We start from the raw sequence: 16,819 nt of genomic DNA, 5'->3' as shown, positions 1-16,819 counted from the left end.
TCCGCCCGATCCTTATAAAAAGAACACAGGAAATCGCGTTATGAACAGAGTGATAAACGATCCGGACCAGGTGGTCGAGGACATGCTGCGCGGCATTCTGGTAGCGCACCCCGAACTGTCGCAAAGTGAAGGTAACCCGCGGGTCATCAGCAAAACCCGCCCTTCAGAACAAGGGCACGTAGGGATCGTCACCGGCGGCGGCTCGGGTCATGAGCCGGCCTTTCTTGGCTATGTCGGTCCCGGGCTGGTAGATGCGGTAGCGGTCGGCGAGATTTTTTCCTCGCCCACGGCCAAGAGCTTTTTCGACGCCTTCCGCGCGGCCGATCACGGTGCAGGCATCGCCTGCCTGTACGGCAACTACGCGGGCGACAACATGAACGTGAAGCTGGCGATGAAAATGGCCGCCAGCAAAGACCTGCAAGTGCGCACCGTGGTGGCCAACGACGATGTGGCCTCGGCACCGAAATCCGATATCGCCAAGCGACGCGGAGTGGCCGGGGAAATTTTCATGTGGAAGGTCGGCGGCGCCGCGGCTGCACACGGTTACGATCTGGACGGCGTGATCCGCGTCGCGCAGAAGGCCGTGGATCAATGCCGATCCATCGGTATCGGCCTGACGCCCTGCACCATCGCGGCGGTCGGCAAGCCCAACTTTCAGATCCCCGACGGCAAAATGGAGCTGGGCATCGGCCACCATGGCGAACCGGGTATCGAAGTCATCGACATCGAGTCTGCGGCGGCCATGGCAGAACGCATGCTGGCGCCGATTCTGGCCGATCGGGATTTCAGCGTGGACGACAGCGTAGTCGTGCTGGTTTCAGGCCTTGGAGCAACGCCGGTGATGGAACTCTACGTGTTCTACGCCGAAGTGGAGCGTCTGCTCAAGGCTCGGGGCTTGAAAATCCATCGTTGCTACGTGGGCAATTACTTCACGTCGCTGGAGATGATGGGCGTAACCCTGACGCTGCTGGGCCTGGACGCCGAGCTGAAAAAGCTGATCGACCACCCTTGCCGTTCCATCGGCATGACCCAGGCGGAGTGAACCATGAGCGAACAATTCTCTACCCAGCATGGCACTGCCATCGTTGCCGACCTGGTGAGCGTGATCGTCGCCAACCGCGAATACCTCAGCGAAGTGGATGGCGCGATCGGTGACGGCGACCATGGCATCAACATGGCCAAGGGCTTCGCCCACTGCGGTCGTACCATCGAAGGCCGCCAGCTGAGCCTCGCCGAGGCGCTGGATGAGCTGACCCTGAGCCTGATGGAAGGCATCGGCGGCTCCATGGGCCCGCTGTATGGCAGCCTGTTTATCGGCATGGCCGATCAGGTGCGCGGCTGCGAGCAGATCGATGCCGCTGCCTTCGCCAGTCTGCTGCGCGGCGGCCTCACCTCACTGCAGGACATCACCGAAGCCGGGGTCGGCGACAAATGCTTGATGGATACCTTGATTCCGGCCGTCGAAGCCTTCGAGCAGGCCCACGCCCGGGGGGAATCATTCAGCGCAGCGCTCGATACAATGAAAAGCGCTGCATCACAAGGGCGCGATTCCACCCGTGATCTGGTGGCGAAGATAGGCCGGGCGAGCCGCCTCGGCGAAAGGTCGCTCGGCGTGCTGGATGCAGGCGCGGTGTCGTGCTGCCTGATACTGACGCAACTGGCGGATTCAGTGCAGCCGAGGCTGAAAGGCCGCTAAAGCACCGCACTATCAAAGTTCGAATCGAATCCGCCGCTCGCGGCGCTGTGCTTCCGGCAGCGCCTCGCCGCGCCGGACCGCAGCAAGCAGTTGCTCGACGCCCACATGGATTGCATCGGCAGGCACATTGCACGGTTTGAAACCAGCCGCATTGTCGAGCCCTTCGCGATGCGCCTGAATGATTCTGACGTCCTGTTGAATCACGATGTGCGTGTACAGATGGATGACAGGACGCAAAATTCTCAATACCCAGCGCGGCACTGGGAAACGATAGGCAATGTAGGTGTAGACGCGCGATTGGCAGTCATCGACAGGCGTGATCTGGCTCACGATCAGGAAGCCTGAGCGTAGCCCCCAGAGGTAATCACAAAACGTCACATTAGGCGCCAGAAAACGATCCGTGTGCACAAGCGGCTCGGCGTCCGGGTTGGTCAGCCACTGCATCATCCCGATCTCGTCGACTTCGTCGTGATAGACAACCTCAATGCTCTGCGCCTTGCAGGAGAGCGTCGCTTCCATGGCTCGACCGCTGCTCGAGCGAAAAATACCCTCGTGAACGAACACGGTGTGCGGCACGTCCAGAAAGTTCTGCACCAGACTGCCGACATCGGCATCGAAGGTGTTGATCATGAAATAGGATTGCCACGGGCGTTCGCCATAGGCAGGCAGCCGGAATATCGGTGTTTCGCGAGCATCGCGCGTGCCGGTGTACACCCAGACCAGGCCATCCTGTTCGCAGACGGCAAAATGGCGCTGCCGGTAGCGATAGTCAGGCGACTTCGCTGCGCCCTGCCTGGCGTCTACGCTGGGAATATGCACCACCTGGCCGTTCGCGTCATAGCGCCAGCCATGATACGGGCACACCAGACAATCATCGCTGATTTTGCCGGCAGAAAGCCTTGTGCCACGGTGCACACACTGGTCCAGCAACGCAGCGGGCTGCCCGTCGCGCTGGCGAAACAGAACGATATTCAAGCCGAGTATCCTGGCCCGATGTGGCTTGCCTTTGCGCAGCTGCTTCTGCGTGCACGCTACATACCACTGCTCAAGCGTGCCGTCGTCACGGGTATCGGTTTCACTGATCAAGGTTGCGGACATTCAGGTTCTTCCGTGATTGCAAGGAGCGCGTCAGCCGTGTCCAGACGGCTGATCAATGCACGCGGCTTGACGTCGCCCGCACGAATACCCGTCGACTCTGCAGCGCGCTGCAGCAATTCTGCGAGTCTTTGCGCTCCTCCACAGACGAAACGCATACGCACCGGGCCCAACTGACCCAGCGTGCGCGCATGTGCATAGTGAAAGGAGCGCTGCAGGGCCATTTCAATACTGTTGGCCAACGCATTGCGGCAAATGCTTGCCAGTGTCGTCGTTGAGGTACACAGCAGCACCACATAATGCGGCAGTGCGCTGCTGGAGTCGGGTATCAGGCATGCGCTGTCGGCCGCGTCCATGCATTGCGCAAGGGCTCGCTCGACCAGTTGCTCATCGAGCTTCTCGCCCACCAGGTCACAGGTACTTGCGCAACGCCCGACAAACTCCACACGCGGAGTCCCGGCGAGCTTACCGACTACGCGCACCCGATCCCCCAGTGCATACCGGTAAAGACCTGCACCGGTAGTCAGCAGCACTTGCGCGGTTTCACCCATACGCAGGGCGTGAGCTTCTTTTGGCAGCCCGTCATCCCCGATGAATTCCAGATAATGACTGCCTATCGCCAACGGGCAGCCAGCCCCTTCGCCAAACGGGAGGCTGACCACGCCTTCAGTCGCGAATAATCCTTTGGGCAACCAGCTTGCCTGAGGGAAACGCGCAGCCAGTTGCTGGGCGTATACACGACTCGGTCCGTCCATCCAGCAACTTACCGCCGCAAGACGAGGCCACAACTCGGTGAATACCCCATGAGCAAGGGCGTGGCGTAAGGCTTTTTGGCGAGTTGCCGGCAACCTTTCTTCGAGCCAGGCAACTATCTGCCGACTTTCAGGCGATTCAGTGTCGAGCAGTGGCTGTAGCACGCTGGTCAGAAACGTCGGGCTCCACACGCTGATAAAGCTCAGCCCGGCATCTGCAGTCAGGGCGAGCAGCGTATGCCTGCGCCAGTGCGCCACGTCGCTGGTCAGTTCAGGAATCAGCAATGTCCCGGCCAGTCCGGCGATTGCACTGCCTTGCAGATATTGCAGATCGCTGGCACTGCCGATCGGTATGTCATTGGCCGTCATTGCCGGCTGCTGCAAGGGCGGCGACATGGACCAATACCCGCTGCCATGGCTGATTTCCGGGACCTGGCGGTACATATCCGCCAGCCACACCGTCAGGGAACCCTGCAATTGGCCAAGGAATTCCTGCGTATAGGGGATGTGTTTCTGCACTGCACTATTGCCGCTGCTGCGCTCGAAGAACAACGGCGGACTGGCGGTCAGTATCGGCCCTTGTTCATGCTGCGCACGCTCGATCCAGGGCTGCAATTGGGCATAGGTATGTATCGGTACCCGCTTGCGAAACTCTTCGGAATCGCGGATTCCGGCAAAATCATGAGCTTGGCCGAAGGCGCAGTCACGGCTGGCCGACAGCATCCGCAGCAGTAAGCGCTGCTGAGATTCTTCGGGTTGCTCGAACAGACGCTGCCAGTGATCGAGCGTGACGTAAGCACTGTCCATGAACGAGCGCCACAAGGCTCTTTTCACATCATCACCCGCCAGCATCAAAAGTAGGTCTTGTCGAGCTGGGTCAGATCATCGGGCAGTCGCTGCGGAGGCATGAACACCTGTAGCCAGCCGAACCACAGAGGTCGGGTTTCCTTTGGATTGGATGCCGCGTGCATGTGCTGCCAATGCATCTGTGAATGGCGATGGTGAGTCAGGTTGTAATTGAAGTTGAGGAATGCCCAGCGGACCACGCGTGGCGCCCGCATGTTGTAGGCACCTTCGACGACATCTATCGGGGTGCGCATGTGATAGACCCATTGCAGCGATGACCAGGAAAAACCGAATGCGATATAGGCAATCAGAACCACTTCCCAAGACCAGCCAAGCAGGTAAGCACACGTCAGCCAGACGATAATGCCGGTGATGACTTCCTTGCGGATGCGCCGAAAGTCGCTGATCGAGAAATCCTTGAATGCCGCAGCGTAAGTATTGACCTCACCGCTCTGCGACCATCGATCAGCTAGACGTGGCGGCAGCAAAGGCAGCAGCAGGCTGCCGACGAACGCCGCCAGCCAGATACCGCCGAGCACCGCAAAATAGTATTCCAGCCGTTTACGCAGCAGGGATTCATCCGGCATCGCAAAATCGGCCAGTTCGGCACGTGTGCGGTTCCGTGAGTGGTGCCCGAGGTGATTGATGTGGATCAGCGTCGCGGACGCCCCAAACAGGGTCGAGGCCCAGCACATCATCAGGTAATTGACGGTTTTGTCGCTGTGCGCAAGGCTGTGAAATGCCTCGTGCATCATCGAGAACACACCCTGCATGACCAGACAGAACGGAATCAGGATCAGCCATTTCCATGGACCTGCGCCAGTGTGGGACAGCCAGGTAAGCGTAGCGCCCCAGAACAGCGTCTGAAGCACCAGCACAGCCAGGTTGGCCTTGTCGAAACGGCGTGCCGGGTGAATATCCATATATAACTGCGCCTGAATGACCACATTCGAAAGCCTGGAAGTATACCTGCCCGAGCGCCAGTATGGTTATTCGGCAGTTTCAAGCCTGCCGGAGTCTGGCACACTGTGCACTTTGATATCACGGTAAGCCGAGCACCATGTCGCTCTTCAAACGCATCCTGTCCAGGCGCTCGGCGGCCATGCTCTCCCCGCAGGCAATCACGCACCGATCAATACGCTTCACCTTCGATGACAGCATCCCGCGCTACTGGCATGGCGGCCGCACGCATACCACGCGTTTTTTCGATTGTCTGTCGTTCATGTTTCCCCAAGGGGAAAGAATCTTCATCGAGAGTGTGGTGCACTTTCGCCACCAGCTCGACGAAGGCAGCGCTCTGGATAAGGCCGTCGACGATTTCGTCTATCAGGAGGCGTCGCACATCCGCGAGCACCGTGCCTATAACCTGCTTCTGGGCGCACAAGGCGCGCCGGTCGAAAAACTGGAACGCATGCTGTTGCGGCGCAGAAAGGAAAGCGAGCGATTACCGGCCAGCTTTCGTCTGGCACTGACGGCCAGCCTTGAACACATAACCGCAATACTGTCCGAGCAGATTCTGCGAAACCCGGCCTACATGGCGGGCGCCGCCCCGACGATGGCCCGTCTGTGGCGCTGGCACGCAATGGAAGAAATCGAGCACAAGGCTGTGGCCTATGACGTGCTGTGCAAAGTAGAACGCAACCCGCTAAGGCGTTACCTGCTTCGTTGGGTGGCGATGACGAGCCTTTCGGTGTATTTCACTTTCGACCTTACTTACTTCACCTATCACCTCGTCCGCGGGGACCGGCAACACCGCAACTGGCGCGAATGGCTGCGCCTGCAATGGTGGTTGTTCGTCAATCCCGGCCTGCTGTCGCGCATCGTGCCTGCCGGGCTGTTCTGGTTCGCTCCGGGCTTCCATCCTGACCGAATCGACACACGCGAGCTGCTCGACAACGCTCGCAAGGCACTTGATGAACAGCGCTGAACGCAGCTTTCGGGGCTGGCTCGCATGAAGACCATCTGGACACCCGATGGCTTCGAGGAGTGGCAAAGGCATTTCCCGGCTACCGCTTTCGTACGTAACCCTGCGGAGCTGGACTGGACCGATCTGTTCCTGCAGCGCTGGCAAGTGCCCTTGCCCAGCCTGCCAAAGAACACCCTGGTCGTGCTGGTTGCAGGTCTTTACTCGGAATTCATCCTCTACTGCAATCGCGCCGGTGCCCGGTCCCTCACCTCTGCGGGCCACGATGTCCTGCGCATGCCGGTGCGCTCCTCACGCGGTGTGATCGCGCAAGGCAGGCACATCGCGACCCTGCTCGGCAGCCGACTCAAGCCAGGGCAGCGCTTTGTGGTGCTGGCTCATAGCAAGGGTGGTCTGGATACGCTGGCAGCGTTGTCACAGAACAAGGACCTGCTCGACGCGTGTGACGGCATAGCACTGGTGCAGCCGCCCGCTGGACCCTCGCCGATCATCGATGAGCTGCTGGGCCACGGCGCCGCTAGCGCTGGCCGAGGTTATCGAATGGACAGGTTCCGTCAGGCGATGATTAACAGCGCACCACTGGCTGCGGGCACCCGGGACATCAGCAGCAACCGCGACCCACAGGTTGCCAAAATGCTCTCCGCCCTGCCCGCCACCCTGCACTGTCTGCATGTCGTCAGTTGGTCGGCCGCGCGGCGCTCACACTTCGATACTCACCATCAGCGCCTGAATGCGTTGCGTCCCGGGCATGCGCATGACGGTCAGTTCTACATGGAACACCTGGCATTGCCAGGCGTCCCGCAGATCTGTCTGCCGGATCTGGATCACGGTCAGCCGATACTGGGCGGCACCGGCTTCGACCCGACGAGATTCTGGCGGACATTGCTCGACGTGCTACACCAGACACGTACGCCAGAACGCTCTACACCAGATAGATTTCGAAGCCTGGGATACTCGCCGCACAAGCCTCGGTAAACTCGGCTGCGTGGCTGCCGCAGCGTGCCGTGTAAAGGTCCATCGGCAAGGAAAAGGCGTGATAACGATGCATTGCCTTCCACAGCGGGTCCTGGTCGTAAAGGCATAACTGCATCAGCGAATAGTCTTTGCGCACCTGCTTCCAGGCAACATCCAGCAGCGCGCAAAACACCTCGGGGTCACGATGGCGAACCTGCAGGTGGGTCAGGTAGATATCCCGCAGTGCCTGGCCAGGCGCTGCGATACCTGGTCGGCCTGCCAGAGGTGCGAGCGCATTGTAGCCAAGGCGCAGTAACTGCTGCGTCAGGGGCATCTGTTCGACGACGATGCGTTTTATCTTCCCGGCGTCCCAGGGCGCGACGCAGCCCAGCAGGTTGTCGCGGTCATCGACAGCCAGCAGAAACGAGTCAATACCGAAATCCGGCCACTGGCTGAGCCTGCGCTCAAACTCCGCCTCGCTGAACACACAGCCAAACGATTGCCGGGATGACTCGCTGTCGAGAAACGCCCTCAGCGCATCCAGGTAACGAGGGGCTGCGCGGACGACCCTCACCTCGCCGCTAGTGCGGGGAACGCTACTCAAACCACGCTGACCGTAGACTGAGACATTACTGTAGCCACGCCAGTGTGCGAGTTTCAGCGGGTTTGCTCGTCGTCGCCCCAGCAGCGACTGGGTCGCCAGAGCGTTATTGCGGATGATGCAGCAATAGGCATGCTGTGCGCCTGTTTCACGGGACAGATCCGCGAGCCGCGTCTGTACCTCGGCCATCCATGACCGGGACAGCCTGCGATCGGGCGTCAGTCGTAGGTCGCCCAGATAGGCGACAGGCTCGACACCACCGTGCAGGTAGCCATCACGCACCACCAGACTGGCCGAGCCGCGCAGCTCGCCCTCCGGGCCTTCGGCGATCCAGGTGCGCTGATCGTCGGCATGGCAGCGGTGCAGGGCGAAGTAGTCCGGGCTACGATCAAAACGTAGCGGCATGCTCCCGCGCATCGTGTGTCGCCGTTGAAAGTCGAGAAGACGCGAATTGTCCGCCGTACCGGCCTGACGAATCAGCACGCCGAGTACTGCTCGGTCATAAACAGCCGTCGAGCCAGCGGTCGCAGGTTTTTGGGGGCAAGGCGACACAGGCAAACCAGTTCGTCACCCTCGGCGTAACGCGGGTTCTTTTGCAGAAAGTACTCGACTTCCGGCAGCTTTGCGTGATTTTCCGAGATCAGTGCAAGCTCCGCGCTGAGGCGGCCCTGCGGCGTCTTGAATGACAGCACGCCGGTGGCCGGGTCGTAGGCATCGCCAAAACGCGTATAGGCAAGGTGATCCATCAAGGCCTGGACACGAGGCGCTGTCGAATGACCCGCACGCGGTGCGTAATCCAGTACCATTGCCCGCAGATAGCGATAGGTTCGATGCCCCTTGCAGATCAGAAACCAGTAAAGGGGAACATCGGGAGCCTGACGCCACAGGTCGCCCACCAGTCGAGACCAGGCGAAGGCGAGTTGCTGGCTGCCCCAGTGTTCAGGGGTGATGATAGTGTCACCGGAAAAAATGAATTTGCAGGGCTGATTATCCCAGCTCATTTCAAACAGTTTCAGCGTTGTGAAGCCCATGATCGTGTCATGGGTGTCGCGCAGAACGACACAATGCGTCTTGTCGTCAAGGTCCTGCTCGAATCGAGCCCGACAGGTATCCTGATAGCAGGCAGAATAAATCTCGAACATCCGATCGATATCGACTGATCGTAAATCGGGGCGCCCAACGGCGGTCGCGCACAAACTCATGGAGGCCTTCGATGTATGGAAACACAATGAACGGATTCTGAATTGCCGGGCCGCAGAGGGCAATCAGTCTCTCGGCACAATGTCCCGATTCTTCTGCAATCATCGCTGCGCACAGTCTGGCCCGTCCGGGCGTTCGCTTGTGCACGTAACGAATGAACCAGGCTTCGCACCCATGCATCCTTATCAATGCGCCACGTCCAGTACTGATCGTCCCGTCACGTGGCTGTTGGCCTACCTGCTGGTCACCGGCCTGCTGTACTTTCTGGTGACACACGTTCCAATGGGCCCAGCAAGGCTCGTCGAGCCAGGTATCGTCGACGCTCATATGCCCTTGCTGCCGTTCACACTGCCGCTGTATCTCAGCTATACGCTGGTTATGCCGGTGCTCGTTTACATGGGGCGTCAGTCCTCTTGGCTGCTGCCGGTATTTTTCGCCGGCGCCCTGGCCGCCGGGCTGTGCCTGGTCAGCCACCTGTTCTGGCCGACCATGATCCTGCGTCCTGAAAGCGGTTCCGCGTGGCTCGACTGGCTGTACCGGCTCGATGCGCCACTGGCGGCATCACCCAGCGGGCATGTGGCGTTACCCGTTGCAATCAGCGTCGTCATGGGCGGTTTGCGGCTGAGATCGGCCTGGGTATTTGCCCTCTGGAGCGCCGTGCTCATGCTGACGGTGATGACCACCGGGCAGCATGTCTTCACCGACATGGCCTGTGGCGTGTTCATCGGCCTGGCCTGCGGCCTGACGACCTTGGTACTCAGGCGCTGTGCGGTAGACATGCGCACCTTATCGGCTCTGCTACTCGAATGGCTGTGCATACTGGTCACGATTCGTGTCGCGATTTACCTCGCAGACTGGCGCTTTTATCTGCTGGCCGTGCTCATCGTGGCAGCAAGGCAGCACGCGTTGTTCGTGCTGTATCACGATGCAACCCATTACCACCTGACTCGACAGCGCAGTACTAACGACTTCCTGATCAACCTGGCGATCGGTGTTCCGGGCCTGGTGCCGATCGAATTCTACCGGCCCCTGCACTTGGACCATCACCAGCACGCGGGTACCGAACAGGACCCGGAACGACGCTTCCTCTATTACCGCCAGCCCTGGCAGTTCCGACCGTTAACCGCGAAGTTGCTGGCCAGGCAACTGCTGGGAGACTTGCTGCTGATCAACACGCTGCGCAACATTGCCGCCTACAAGGCCGCAGGAGGCGCGCCGCCAGCGCTCACCCGCCCGCTGATTTCGGCAGCGCTGGTATGGCTGATGATTGTCGCCGCGCTTATCTGGCAATGCTCGGCGCAAACGTTCGGGGTGGTGGCGATGCTGTGGTTCCTGCCCCTGATTACGGTCGGCACCCTGCTGCAGAAAATTCGCAGCATGGCCGAGCACAGCGGCGGCCCCGGCGTCACGCCTGGCTGGGAAGAGTGGACCTACGCCTGGCGCGTCGGCTGGCTGGGACGATTTTTCATCTGGCCTTACCATATCAACCTGCACTTACAGCATCACCGAACCGCCAGCATACCGTGGCATGCCCTGCCCTCTGCAGTTCGCGCCGAGGAGCAGCTCATGGCATCACGCTCGCTTGCCTCGCTGATGTGGTCGAGGCTCAAGCAGAACTACTGATACCTACACACTCTGCCTCAGAATAGTCATTCGCCATTATCGGCCGCGCGGTGATCAAGGAACTTTGCCCTGTTGCTGGAAGCATTGCGTTACCGGTGATGGATCAAACGACCGAAACGCGCAGCTATCCAGCACCCCCTCACTGCGCTTGCGCACGTAACCTGACGGGCTCGCCGTTTTTCTCGGCGTAGTGACGCGCGCGGCGCAAAACATGCTGGGTGGCTCTGCGCGCCTCCTCCTTGTTGAGTTCGACATGCGCTTCCAGCAATTGCTGGGCGTGTTGCGGCCGACGTTGCAGTAGGGCCTTCAGAATGCTGCCATGTTCTTCGTACGTTGCATCGACTCTGGAGGCGCTGAACTCAAGACGCCGGATGGTTCGGGTCTTCTCGGTGATCTCATAATGCAGCCTGGCCATTTCCCGATTACCCACCGCCTCGACCAACGCGCAATGAAAGCGTTCGCCCAGCCCGGCGAGGATATCGGTGTCTCTCAAACGCTCGCTTTTCGGCACCAGCCAGGTGCGTATGAGTTCGTCGATCAGCGGCTCGACACTCAGGTCCATCAACCCCAGCCTGGCGAGCGCCGTCAGCTCGAGCACCACCCGAACGTCATACAGCTCCTCGAAGTGACGAGGATCGAAGGGCCGCACCTGCCAGCCGCTTCGGTAATAAACCTCTACATAGCCTTCCTGCTCCAGCCGGAACAATGCCTGCCTGACCGGTGTACGGCTGGCTTGAACACGCTCGGCCACCTCACCTTCAGTAAATCGTTCGCCGGGTAATAGACGAAACTCGGAAATGTCTTCTTTGAGCAGGGCGTAAATCCGCTCGGACATGGTTTCCGAGCGCTCTTTCAATTTTTTGGCGCATGCTGTCTGCATTGATGATTCGTCCTTGTAATCCAGTTACTTAACCTTGGCGCAGATGATCTGCGGTATTGCCGGACATCCACCAGCGTGGGAAATCTGCAATCCCTTCAATCACCGCGTCCACGTTTTGCCGATGGGCCTCGAATAGCGTCGGGTCATATTTTCCGGTACGCACCAACAGGCTGCTGGCACCGACGGCTTTCGCCCCTGCGCAGTCAGTCAGAACGTCGTCGCCCACCACCAGAGTGCGGCTGGCGCTGGTATCGAGTTTGCGCAGGGCAGCCTCGAAAAACATCGGCGACGGCTTGCCCATGACCAGGGCCTGTACCTGTGCTGCGGCCTCAAGCCCGACGATGAAGGCGCCGCAATCGAGGCGTTCCCCGTCACGATCGAACCAGAACAGGTTTTTTTGCAGCGCAATGAGACGAGCACCGCCTCGCAACATACGGAAACAGCGATTCAGCGTGGCGTAGTCGAAGGCTTCGCCGATATCGCTGATGACCACTACGTCCGGGTTCGTATCGTCTGTAACGATGCCGCTGAACGCCGGCCGTATCGAATCGGGGACCAGCAGATGGCACTTGAGGTGCGGATGTTGCTGCAAATAGCCCAGACAGGCCGTGGTGGCGGTCTGGATTTCGTCGGGGACGACCTCGATTCCGACATGACAAAGCTCCTCTGCCAGCGCCTCCGGCATCTTCGCCGTGGTGTTGGTCAGTAATTGCAGCCTTAACCCCTGCGAACGCGCGAAGCTCAATGCGTCTGCTGCGCCCGGCAGAGGCTGTCCCTTGAGCATGAGTGTGCCGTCAATATCGAAAAGCAGGCTGTCGAAGCGCATGGATAAGCTCCCTGTGGCTAAAAGTATCGAGTCAGGTGTCAGAATGTGGCTGTGAGCCACTGGCGAATCGCAGGCAATGTCATTTCAGCGTCGGCAGGCCGTGGCAACGGCGTGCTGCTGGCATCCAGCAATACGCCACGCAACCACGGGTCATTGGCGCATACCGTGTGATCGCCACCTTTTCGGCTGAGGCGAACGGCGTGTGCTGAACGAGCGGCCAGCAGTCGCGTGCCGCGCGGGGCCTGCCAGTAGCAGCCGCCCGTCCAGCCTTCGGCAAAGACCTGCCCGTCGGCGCACTCGAACATCGTCCACTCATCTCGAAAAGGCTGTGCGAGGCTTTTGCGCCAGGCGTCGGTCACTGAGCCAGGGTTGTGTCCGGACAGCGCCAGTCGCGCGGTGTTGAACAGCACCAGACCGTTGTCGGCCGGATGAAAGAGCGCCGCGCTTTTTTGCATATCCGGCACACCTGATGCGTCATAGACCAGCCAGCCCTGCTGCTCGAAAAAACTGTTGGGGTAAAGATCGTGATGGACCGGTGCCATGCCGTGATCAGAGTGAGCGACGCAGCGTATCTCCCGACCCGCCGCATCGACGCAGCGCAGGATCAGCTCATCGACCCACCCCGATATCTCGTCGAACAGGCGTTGCCCAACCGCTTGCATCAATTCGCTGGCCCAGTCTGGCGCGAGGTACTTGAGCAAATGATGTGACAGCAGATCCACCACCGGGTAGTAACCGATGACACGCTGTGCATCACCGGCCCTGACTGCGCCGACAATGTCGTCGCAAAAGCTTTCATGCATCTCGCGCATCAGTTCCAGCAGCAGCCATTCCGCAGCGCCCTGCCCGCCCTCATCCAGCCGTGTGCCCAGCTGTCCGGTGCGGTACAGCACCGTCAGGTCATTGGCCACGTAAGCCTTGCCGGCGTCGCCCTGCAGATCAAGCGCCTGGACCTCCCGGTAACCGAAACTGATCACACAAACACGTTTTTCGATGTGCACCGCGCGCAGTGCAATCGCCTTGCACACATTGCCCGGGGCCTGCCGCGACAACGGCACGTGCACCGTTCTGCCCAGCGGCAATCGGCACGCAGCACGGCCATGGTCTTCTGGCCAGTCGAGCACCGCACCGTCCTGTTGAAGACTGACTCTGGCAACCACATCCAGGGCCTCGATACGCAGGCAGCCACCGTTTTCAATGACCTCGGGACGCAGCGAAAAACCCTGGTAGACGCAGCTTTGCCCAAGCAATGCGTCACCCAGCCTGTCGGGCTGGACAAAGGGCACGGCACACAGTCGGAAAGTGATGCCCTGGCGCGCCCATTCATCCCAGACCATATCGATGTGGCGCGGCCAGACCTCAAAGGCATCCGTCACCGCCAGGCAGTCCTGCGGCGTTGGCGCAGGCACGAGATAGCCCGTCAAACCGTGCTCGCTGACCGGTGCGCCGCTGAAGATCGACAACAGCGAGGGCGGGGTCTGGCAATTGGGCGACAGTGGCAGCAAGGGGTAACACGGCCACTGCGCCGAGGGCCGTCCAGGCTGTCGTGCCCGGTAACGCTTGACCAGCTCCCACGACAACCCGTCGATCAACAGCCATACCAACGGATCAGCGCCCTTCATGAAGCGATCCGGCGTTGAGAGTCGTCCAACGCCCAGCGGGCCACCACGGCAACACGCTGCTTCAACTGCTCTATAGAACCGCTGTTGGGCAGTACATAATCCGCTTCGATCCGGCGCATCTGCAGATCCAGTGGGCTGTTTTCCACCACACTGATGTCGCCTCGCTGCCCCAGACGCGTTTGTCTCACGGATGAATCGGCAAGCACCTTGATCACCTGAAAGCCTTGCGCCTGAAGGTACGGCCAGTCGACCGTGTCGTCGCGCAGGTCATCATTGATGACCACCTGCGCGCAGCACCGGGCCAATCGTCGGGCGAAGTTCGTGACCAGCGACTGACTGTCCAGATCCCTCAGCTCGCGTGCGATGCACTCCAGCAAACGCTGATTCTGGCTGCCGCTCGCCACTTGCACCCCGGCCTGCGCATAGAACATGCCTTGTAACTCGTACAAGGGCTGGGCGAGCTTGATGACCTCGACCGACAGCCCTGCCGTTTCGAAATACTCACGCAGCAAATCGGCGGTTGTACTCTTCCCGGAACCGCTGGGGGCCACCAGCGCCAGACGCAATTGGGTAGCGTGGTTCATAGGATCTCCTTATCAGGCGCTGATCAGCTCGCGCGCCACGCCCACACGGCTTTGCCACTGTACACCGAGCAGCCCACGGACGATCTGCGGCGGTACGCTGTCGGTCAGCGAACCGGCATCCAGCAAACCGTGCCAGGTCGAGGTAACGAAACGATGCGGCCACTCGAAGAGCGTGGGTGAGTGAATCTGTTCCAGAATCGCATCGCGGCCCATTGCATCGACCCGCAATTTGCCCCGCGCCGCCACGTTGGGCAGGATGACGGTCTCCAGCCAGCCACAGCCTTCCGGGCTGGCCTTGAGTGCGGCGCGCATGGCTTCGGGTTTGCACAGGCGTTTTTCGGTATGCGCGATCGACAGATCATCGGCCACCGCTGCCAGATCGAGTCGCTTTGCCAGTTCTGGATGTGTACGTAATGTGCCGACACCGACATGCGGATAATCCGGCCAGCCGCGGGCACGAATCCGACCGTCGACGCTGTCCAGCAACAGCTTGTCCCCGGAAAAGTACAGGTACTCATCGGACAGCACCAGATCGAGCATGGTGGTGGTCTTGCCTGCCCCTTTTGCACCGCCGATGGCAACGATTCCGCCGTCCGGTGCGACCACCGCCGAGGCATGCATGATCACACTGCCTTTGGCCTGCTCGACCAGCAGCCCGTAATAACGCACTAGCTCGATCAAGTGGATGAAGGCATTTTCGTCGCCATGAAAATCAACCGTGTGACGCGCCCGATCAATCCGGTAACCGACCCGCGTATCGGCATCCCAAGCGTAGTCCAGCCCTGTCTCCGGGTCATGGCCACGCAACACCCGCAGGGTAAAGCCGGGGGCGTAGGTTTCGCGGATGATGTCAGGCGTCACGCAGAGGCTCATCCACTCGGCGTTGAACGCCGCGCTGTCGTGCAGCCGAACCCTCAGGTCGACGATGGTCTGGCCGTCGTCGTCCACTTCGGCAAAGTAAGGCGCAAGGAATACCCGCAGCCGCTGGGCCAGTGCCGAGCCGGAGGTCTGATCGTCCAGTTCGAATCGATAGCGTCCATTGCAAAGATAACGGCTCATGAGTGCAGGCTCTCCGGGCTGGTGATGAAGGGTGATGGCGAATGCAGAAAGGCAAAACGATCAGTCAGGGGCCAGCATTCCTGGCGACGTTCGCTCAGAAATGCCTGCAGATGCGCCATCAGCCTGCGCAGATCAGCATTGATCGACTGAGGGTCCAGTGCGCCCCGGCACTTGAGAAACCGCACCTCACCGCGCGTCGTGCTCCCCGCCTGCGAATCGAGCGGCATGCAGGTCTCGAAGGTGATCGCGAAGAGGTTGCCGCTGTCCACGGATTCACACGGGGCACTGAACGCATAACGTCGATACTCGCCAAGCGCCTGCAGCGTGCAGTCAATGTTCATGGCCATGGCCTCCAGCGTCGGGGAGCCCAGCGACAGGTGCCTTACGGTGCCGGACAGGTTGCCCGGCGCGCTGCGAAACAGCTGCACGATGGGTTCATTGACCGCCAGCTTGCGTTTGCGACTGCAGTGCTCGACCCATACATAACCACCGTCTTCCGCCCTGGCAGCGGTTACCTGATGGTCCCAGACCTGAAATTCGTCACCGCACTGGCTGGTGAACGGCGCCATTGCCGGGCTGAAACTGGCGTCGAACCAGGCCTCGCCGAGCATTCGCGCATGGCAATCAGGTGCCATCTCGATGGACTCGACATAGGTCTGTTCGCTGGTGGCGTAGCGACATTCCCAATTGTTGATCGCCAGATGGTTGCGCTCGAACGCATTGCGCAGCGCGATCAACAGGTTTTGCGGGACGGCAGGCTGCTCGATTGCAAGCGGCGGCTGTACAAACAGCGAACGATGCACATCGATGCGATTGAGCAAATGGCTGATGTGCACCCGGTCCGCCTGCAAGCGGATGATCGCCAGCGGGATCGCGGCACCGGACAGGTTGTGGCAGCTTTCATCGCCCAGCGCGCCGTGCGAATCCTCAAGGAGCATCCCCCCGTCGGCATCCCAGCGTGCCAGTACCCGGTGGCGGCCTCGCAGGTCAGCGACGGCGGTCAGCTCACCCAGCAACGCCGTGTCCGCGGCAATGGCATACAACCTGTGGTCATCGCTGCCGAACGGCTCCTGATGACGGATTTTCCAGCTACCGAACACAATAGCCGTCTGCGTGGTCGTGGATTGCGACATGCTTATCTCCCCGGCAAAGTGAAT

The 16,819-nt window shown here is 60.3% G+C and carries 16 protein-coding genes; 5 read left to right on the top strand and 11 right to left on the bottom strand.

The genetic code is table 11. The features are described from left to right. Positions 1-40 precede the first annotated feature (40 nt). Together GE543_RS00885 and dhaL are read left to right on the top strand one after the other, a co-directional pair. The gene (locus GE543_RS00885; RefSeq protein WP_003402617.1) at positions 41-1,042 is read left to right on the top strand and encodes a dihydroxyacetone kinase subunit DhaK; all 1,002 of its coding nucleotides are present in this window, start codon (positions 41-43) and stop codon (positions 1,040-1,042) included. Positions 1,043-1,045: 3 nt separating this feature from the next. Then, positions 1,046-1,696 (top strand): dihydroxyacetone kinase subunit DhaL, encoded by a 651-nt coding sequence (gene dhaL, locus GE543_RS00880; protein WP_153220213.1) that lies wholly within the window; start codon positions 1,046-1,048, stop codon positions 1,694-1,696. A gap of 12 nt (positions 1,697-1,708) precedes the next feature. On the opposite strand, the gene GE543_RS00875 is transcribed toward dhaL, so the two are convergent. The 3 genes from GE543_RS00875 to GE543_RS00865 are packed head-to-tail and all read right to left on the bottom strand — an operon-like array spanning position 1,709 to position 5,312. Then, on the bottom strand, positions 1,709-2,794 hold the full coding sequence (locus tag GE543_RS00875; RefSeq protein WP_153220211.1) for an aromatic ring-hydroxylating dioxygenase subunit alpha: 1,086 nt from the start codon (positions 2,792-2,794) through the stop codon (positions 1,709-1,711). Further along, positions 2,779-4,395 carry a GH3 auxin-responsive promoter family protein gene (locus GE543_RS00870; RefSeq protein WP_178118521.1) on the bottom strand — a complete coding sequence of 539 codons (1,617 nt, stop codon included), beginning with the start codon at positions 4,393-4,395 and terminating at the stop codon, positions 2,779-2,781. Before GE543_RS00870 ends, GE543_RS00875 begins: the two co-directional genes overlap by 16 nt. Then, entirely contained in the window at positions 4,395-5,312 is a 918-nt protein-coding gene (locus GE543_RS00865) for a fatty acid desaturase (protein ID WP_003416644.1), read from the bottom strand. The genes GE543_RS00870 and GE543_RS00865 overlap by 1 nt, the downstream gene beginning before the upstream one ends. Positions 5,313-5,449: 137 nt before the next feature. Between GE543_RS00865 and GE543_RS00860 the strand changes: the two genes are divergently transcribed. Next, on the top strand, positions 5,450-6,316 hold the full coding sequence (locus tag GE543_RS00860) for a metal-dependent hydrolase (RefSeq protein ID WP_178118520.1): 867 nt from the start codon (positions 5,450-5,452) through the stop codon (positions 6,314-6,316). 24 nt (positions 6,317-6,340) lie between these two features. Beyond that, entirely contained in the window at positions 6,341-7,288 is a 948-nt protein-coding gene (locus GE543_RS00855) for a hypothetical protein (RefSeq protein WP_032702887.1), read from the top strand. Here GE543_RS00855 and GE543_RS00850 read toward each other — a convergent pair. Continuing rightward, positions 7,236-8,351: a hypothetical protein gene (locus GE543_RS00850; RefSeq protein ID WP_032702886.1), complete on the bottom strand. Its 1,116-nt coding sequence runs from the start codon at positions 8,349-8,351 to the stop codon at positions 7,236-7,238. The genes GE543_RS00855 and GE543_RS00850 overlap by 53 nt on opposite strands. Then, complete coding sequence (locus GE543_RS00845) at positions 8,345-9,010, bottom strand: hypothetical protein (RefSeq protein ID WP_003416638.1); 666 nt, start codon at positions 9,008-9,010, stop codon at positions 8,345-8,347. Before GE543_RS00845 ends, GE543_RS00850 begins: the two co-directional genes overlap by 7 nt. A gap of 232 nt (positions 9,011-9,242) precedes the next feature. Here GE543_RS00845 and GE543_RS00840 point away from each other — a divergent pair, with 232 nt between their 5' ends. After that, positions 9,243-10,691, top strand: coding sequence for a fatty acid desaturase (locus GE543_RS00840; RefSeq protein WP_153220209.1), 1,449 nt, complete (start codon positions 9,243-9,245; stop codon positions 10,689-10,691). A gap of 139 nt (positions 10,692-10,830) precedes the next feature. Here the strand turns inward: GE543_RS00840 and GE543_RS00835 are convergent, their stop codons facing one another. Genes GE543_RS00835 through GE543_RS00810 form a run of 6 tightly spaced genes read right to left on the bottom strand, consistent with a single transcriptional unit; the run spans position 10,831 to position 16,795 of the window. Beyond that, entirely contained in the window at positions 10,831-11,571 is a 741-nt protein-coding gene (locus GE543_RS00835) for a GntR family transcriptional regulator (protein WP_153220207.1), read from the bottom strand. Between the two features lie 28 nt (positions 11,572-11,599). Further along, the gene (locus tag GE543_RS00830; protein ID WP_153220205.1) at positions 11,600-12,397 is read right to left on the bottom strand and encodes a TIGR01458 family HAD-type hydrolase; all 798 of its coding nucleotides are present in this window, start codon (positions 12,395-12,397) and stop codon (positions 11,600-11,602) included. 38 nt (positions 12,398-12,435) lie between these two features. Next, positions 12,436-14,019 carry a hypothetical protein gene (locus GE543_RS00825; protein ID WP_153220203.1) on the bottom strand — a complete coding sequence of 528 codons (1,584 nt, stop codon included), beginning with the start codon at positions 14,017-14,019 and terminating at the stop codon, positions 12,436-12,438. Then, positions 14,016-14,603, bottom strand: a complete 588-nt coding sequence (locus tag GE543_RS00820; RefSeq protein ID WP_153220201.1) for a dephospho-CoA kinase — start codon at positions 14,601-14,603, stop codon at positions 14,016-14,018. Before GE543_RS00820 ends, GE543_RS00825 begins: the two co-directional genes overlap by 4 nt. A 12-nt stretch (positions 14,604-14,615) precedes the next feature. Then, a complete protein-coding gene (locus tag GE543_RS00815; RefSeq protein ID WP_153220199.1) occupies positions 14,616-15,662 on the bottom strand; it encodes a hypothetical protein in 1,047 nt (348 codons plus the stop codon). Further along, on the bottom strand, positions 15,659-16,795 hold the full coding sequence (locus tag GE543_RS00810) for a hypothetical protein (RefSeq protein WP_153220197.1): 1,137 nt from the start codon (positions 16,793-16,795) through the stop codon (positions 15,659-15,661). The genes GE543_RS00815 and GE543_RS00810 overlap by 4 nt, the downstream gene beginning before the upstream one ends. Positions 16,796-16,819: the final 24 nt, after the last annotated feature.

This window comes from Pseudomonas sp. SZ57 (assembly GCF_009495975.1).
Lineage (GTDB): Bacteria > Pseudomonadota > Gammaproteobacteria > Pseudomonadales > Pseudomonadaceae > Aquipseudomonas > Aquipseudomonas syringae.
Note: the sequence above shows the minus strand (reverse complement) of the source record. Positions and strands in the feature narration are given on the sequence as shown.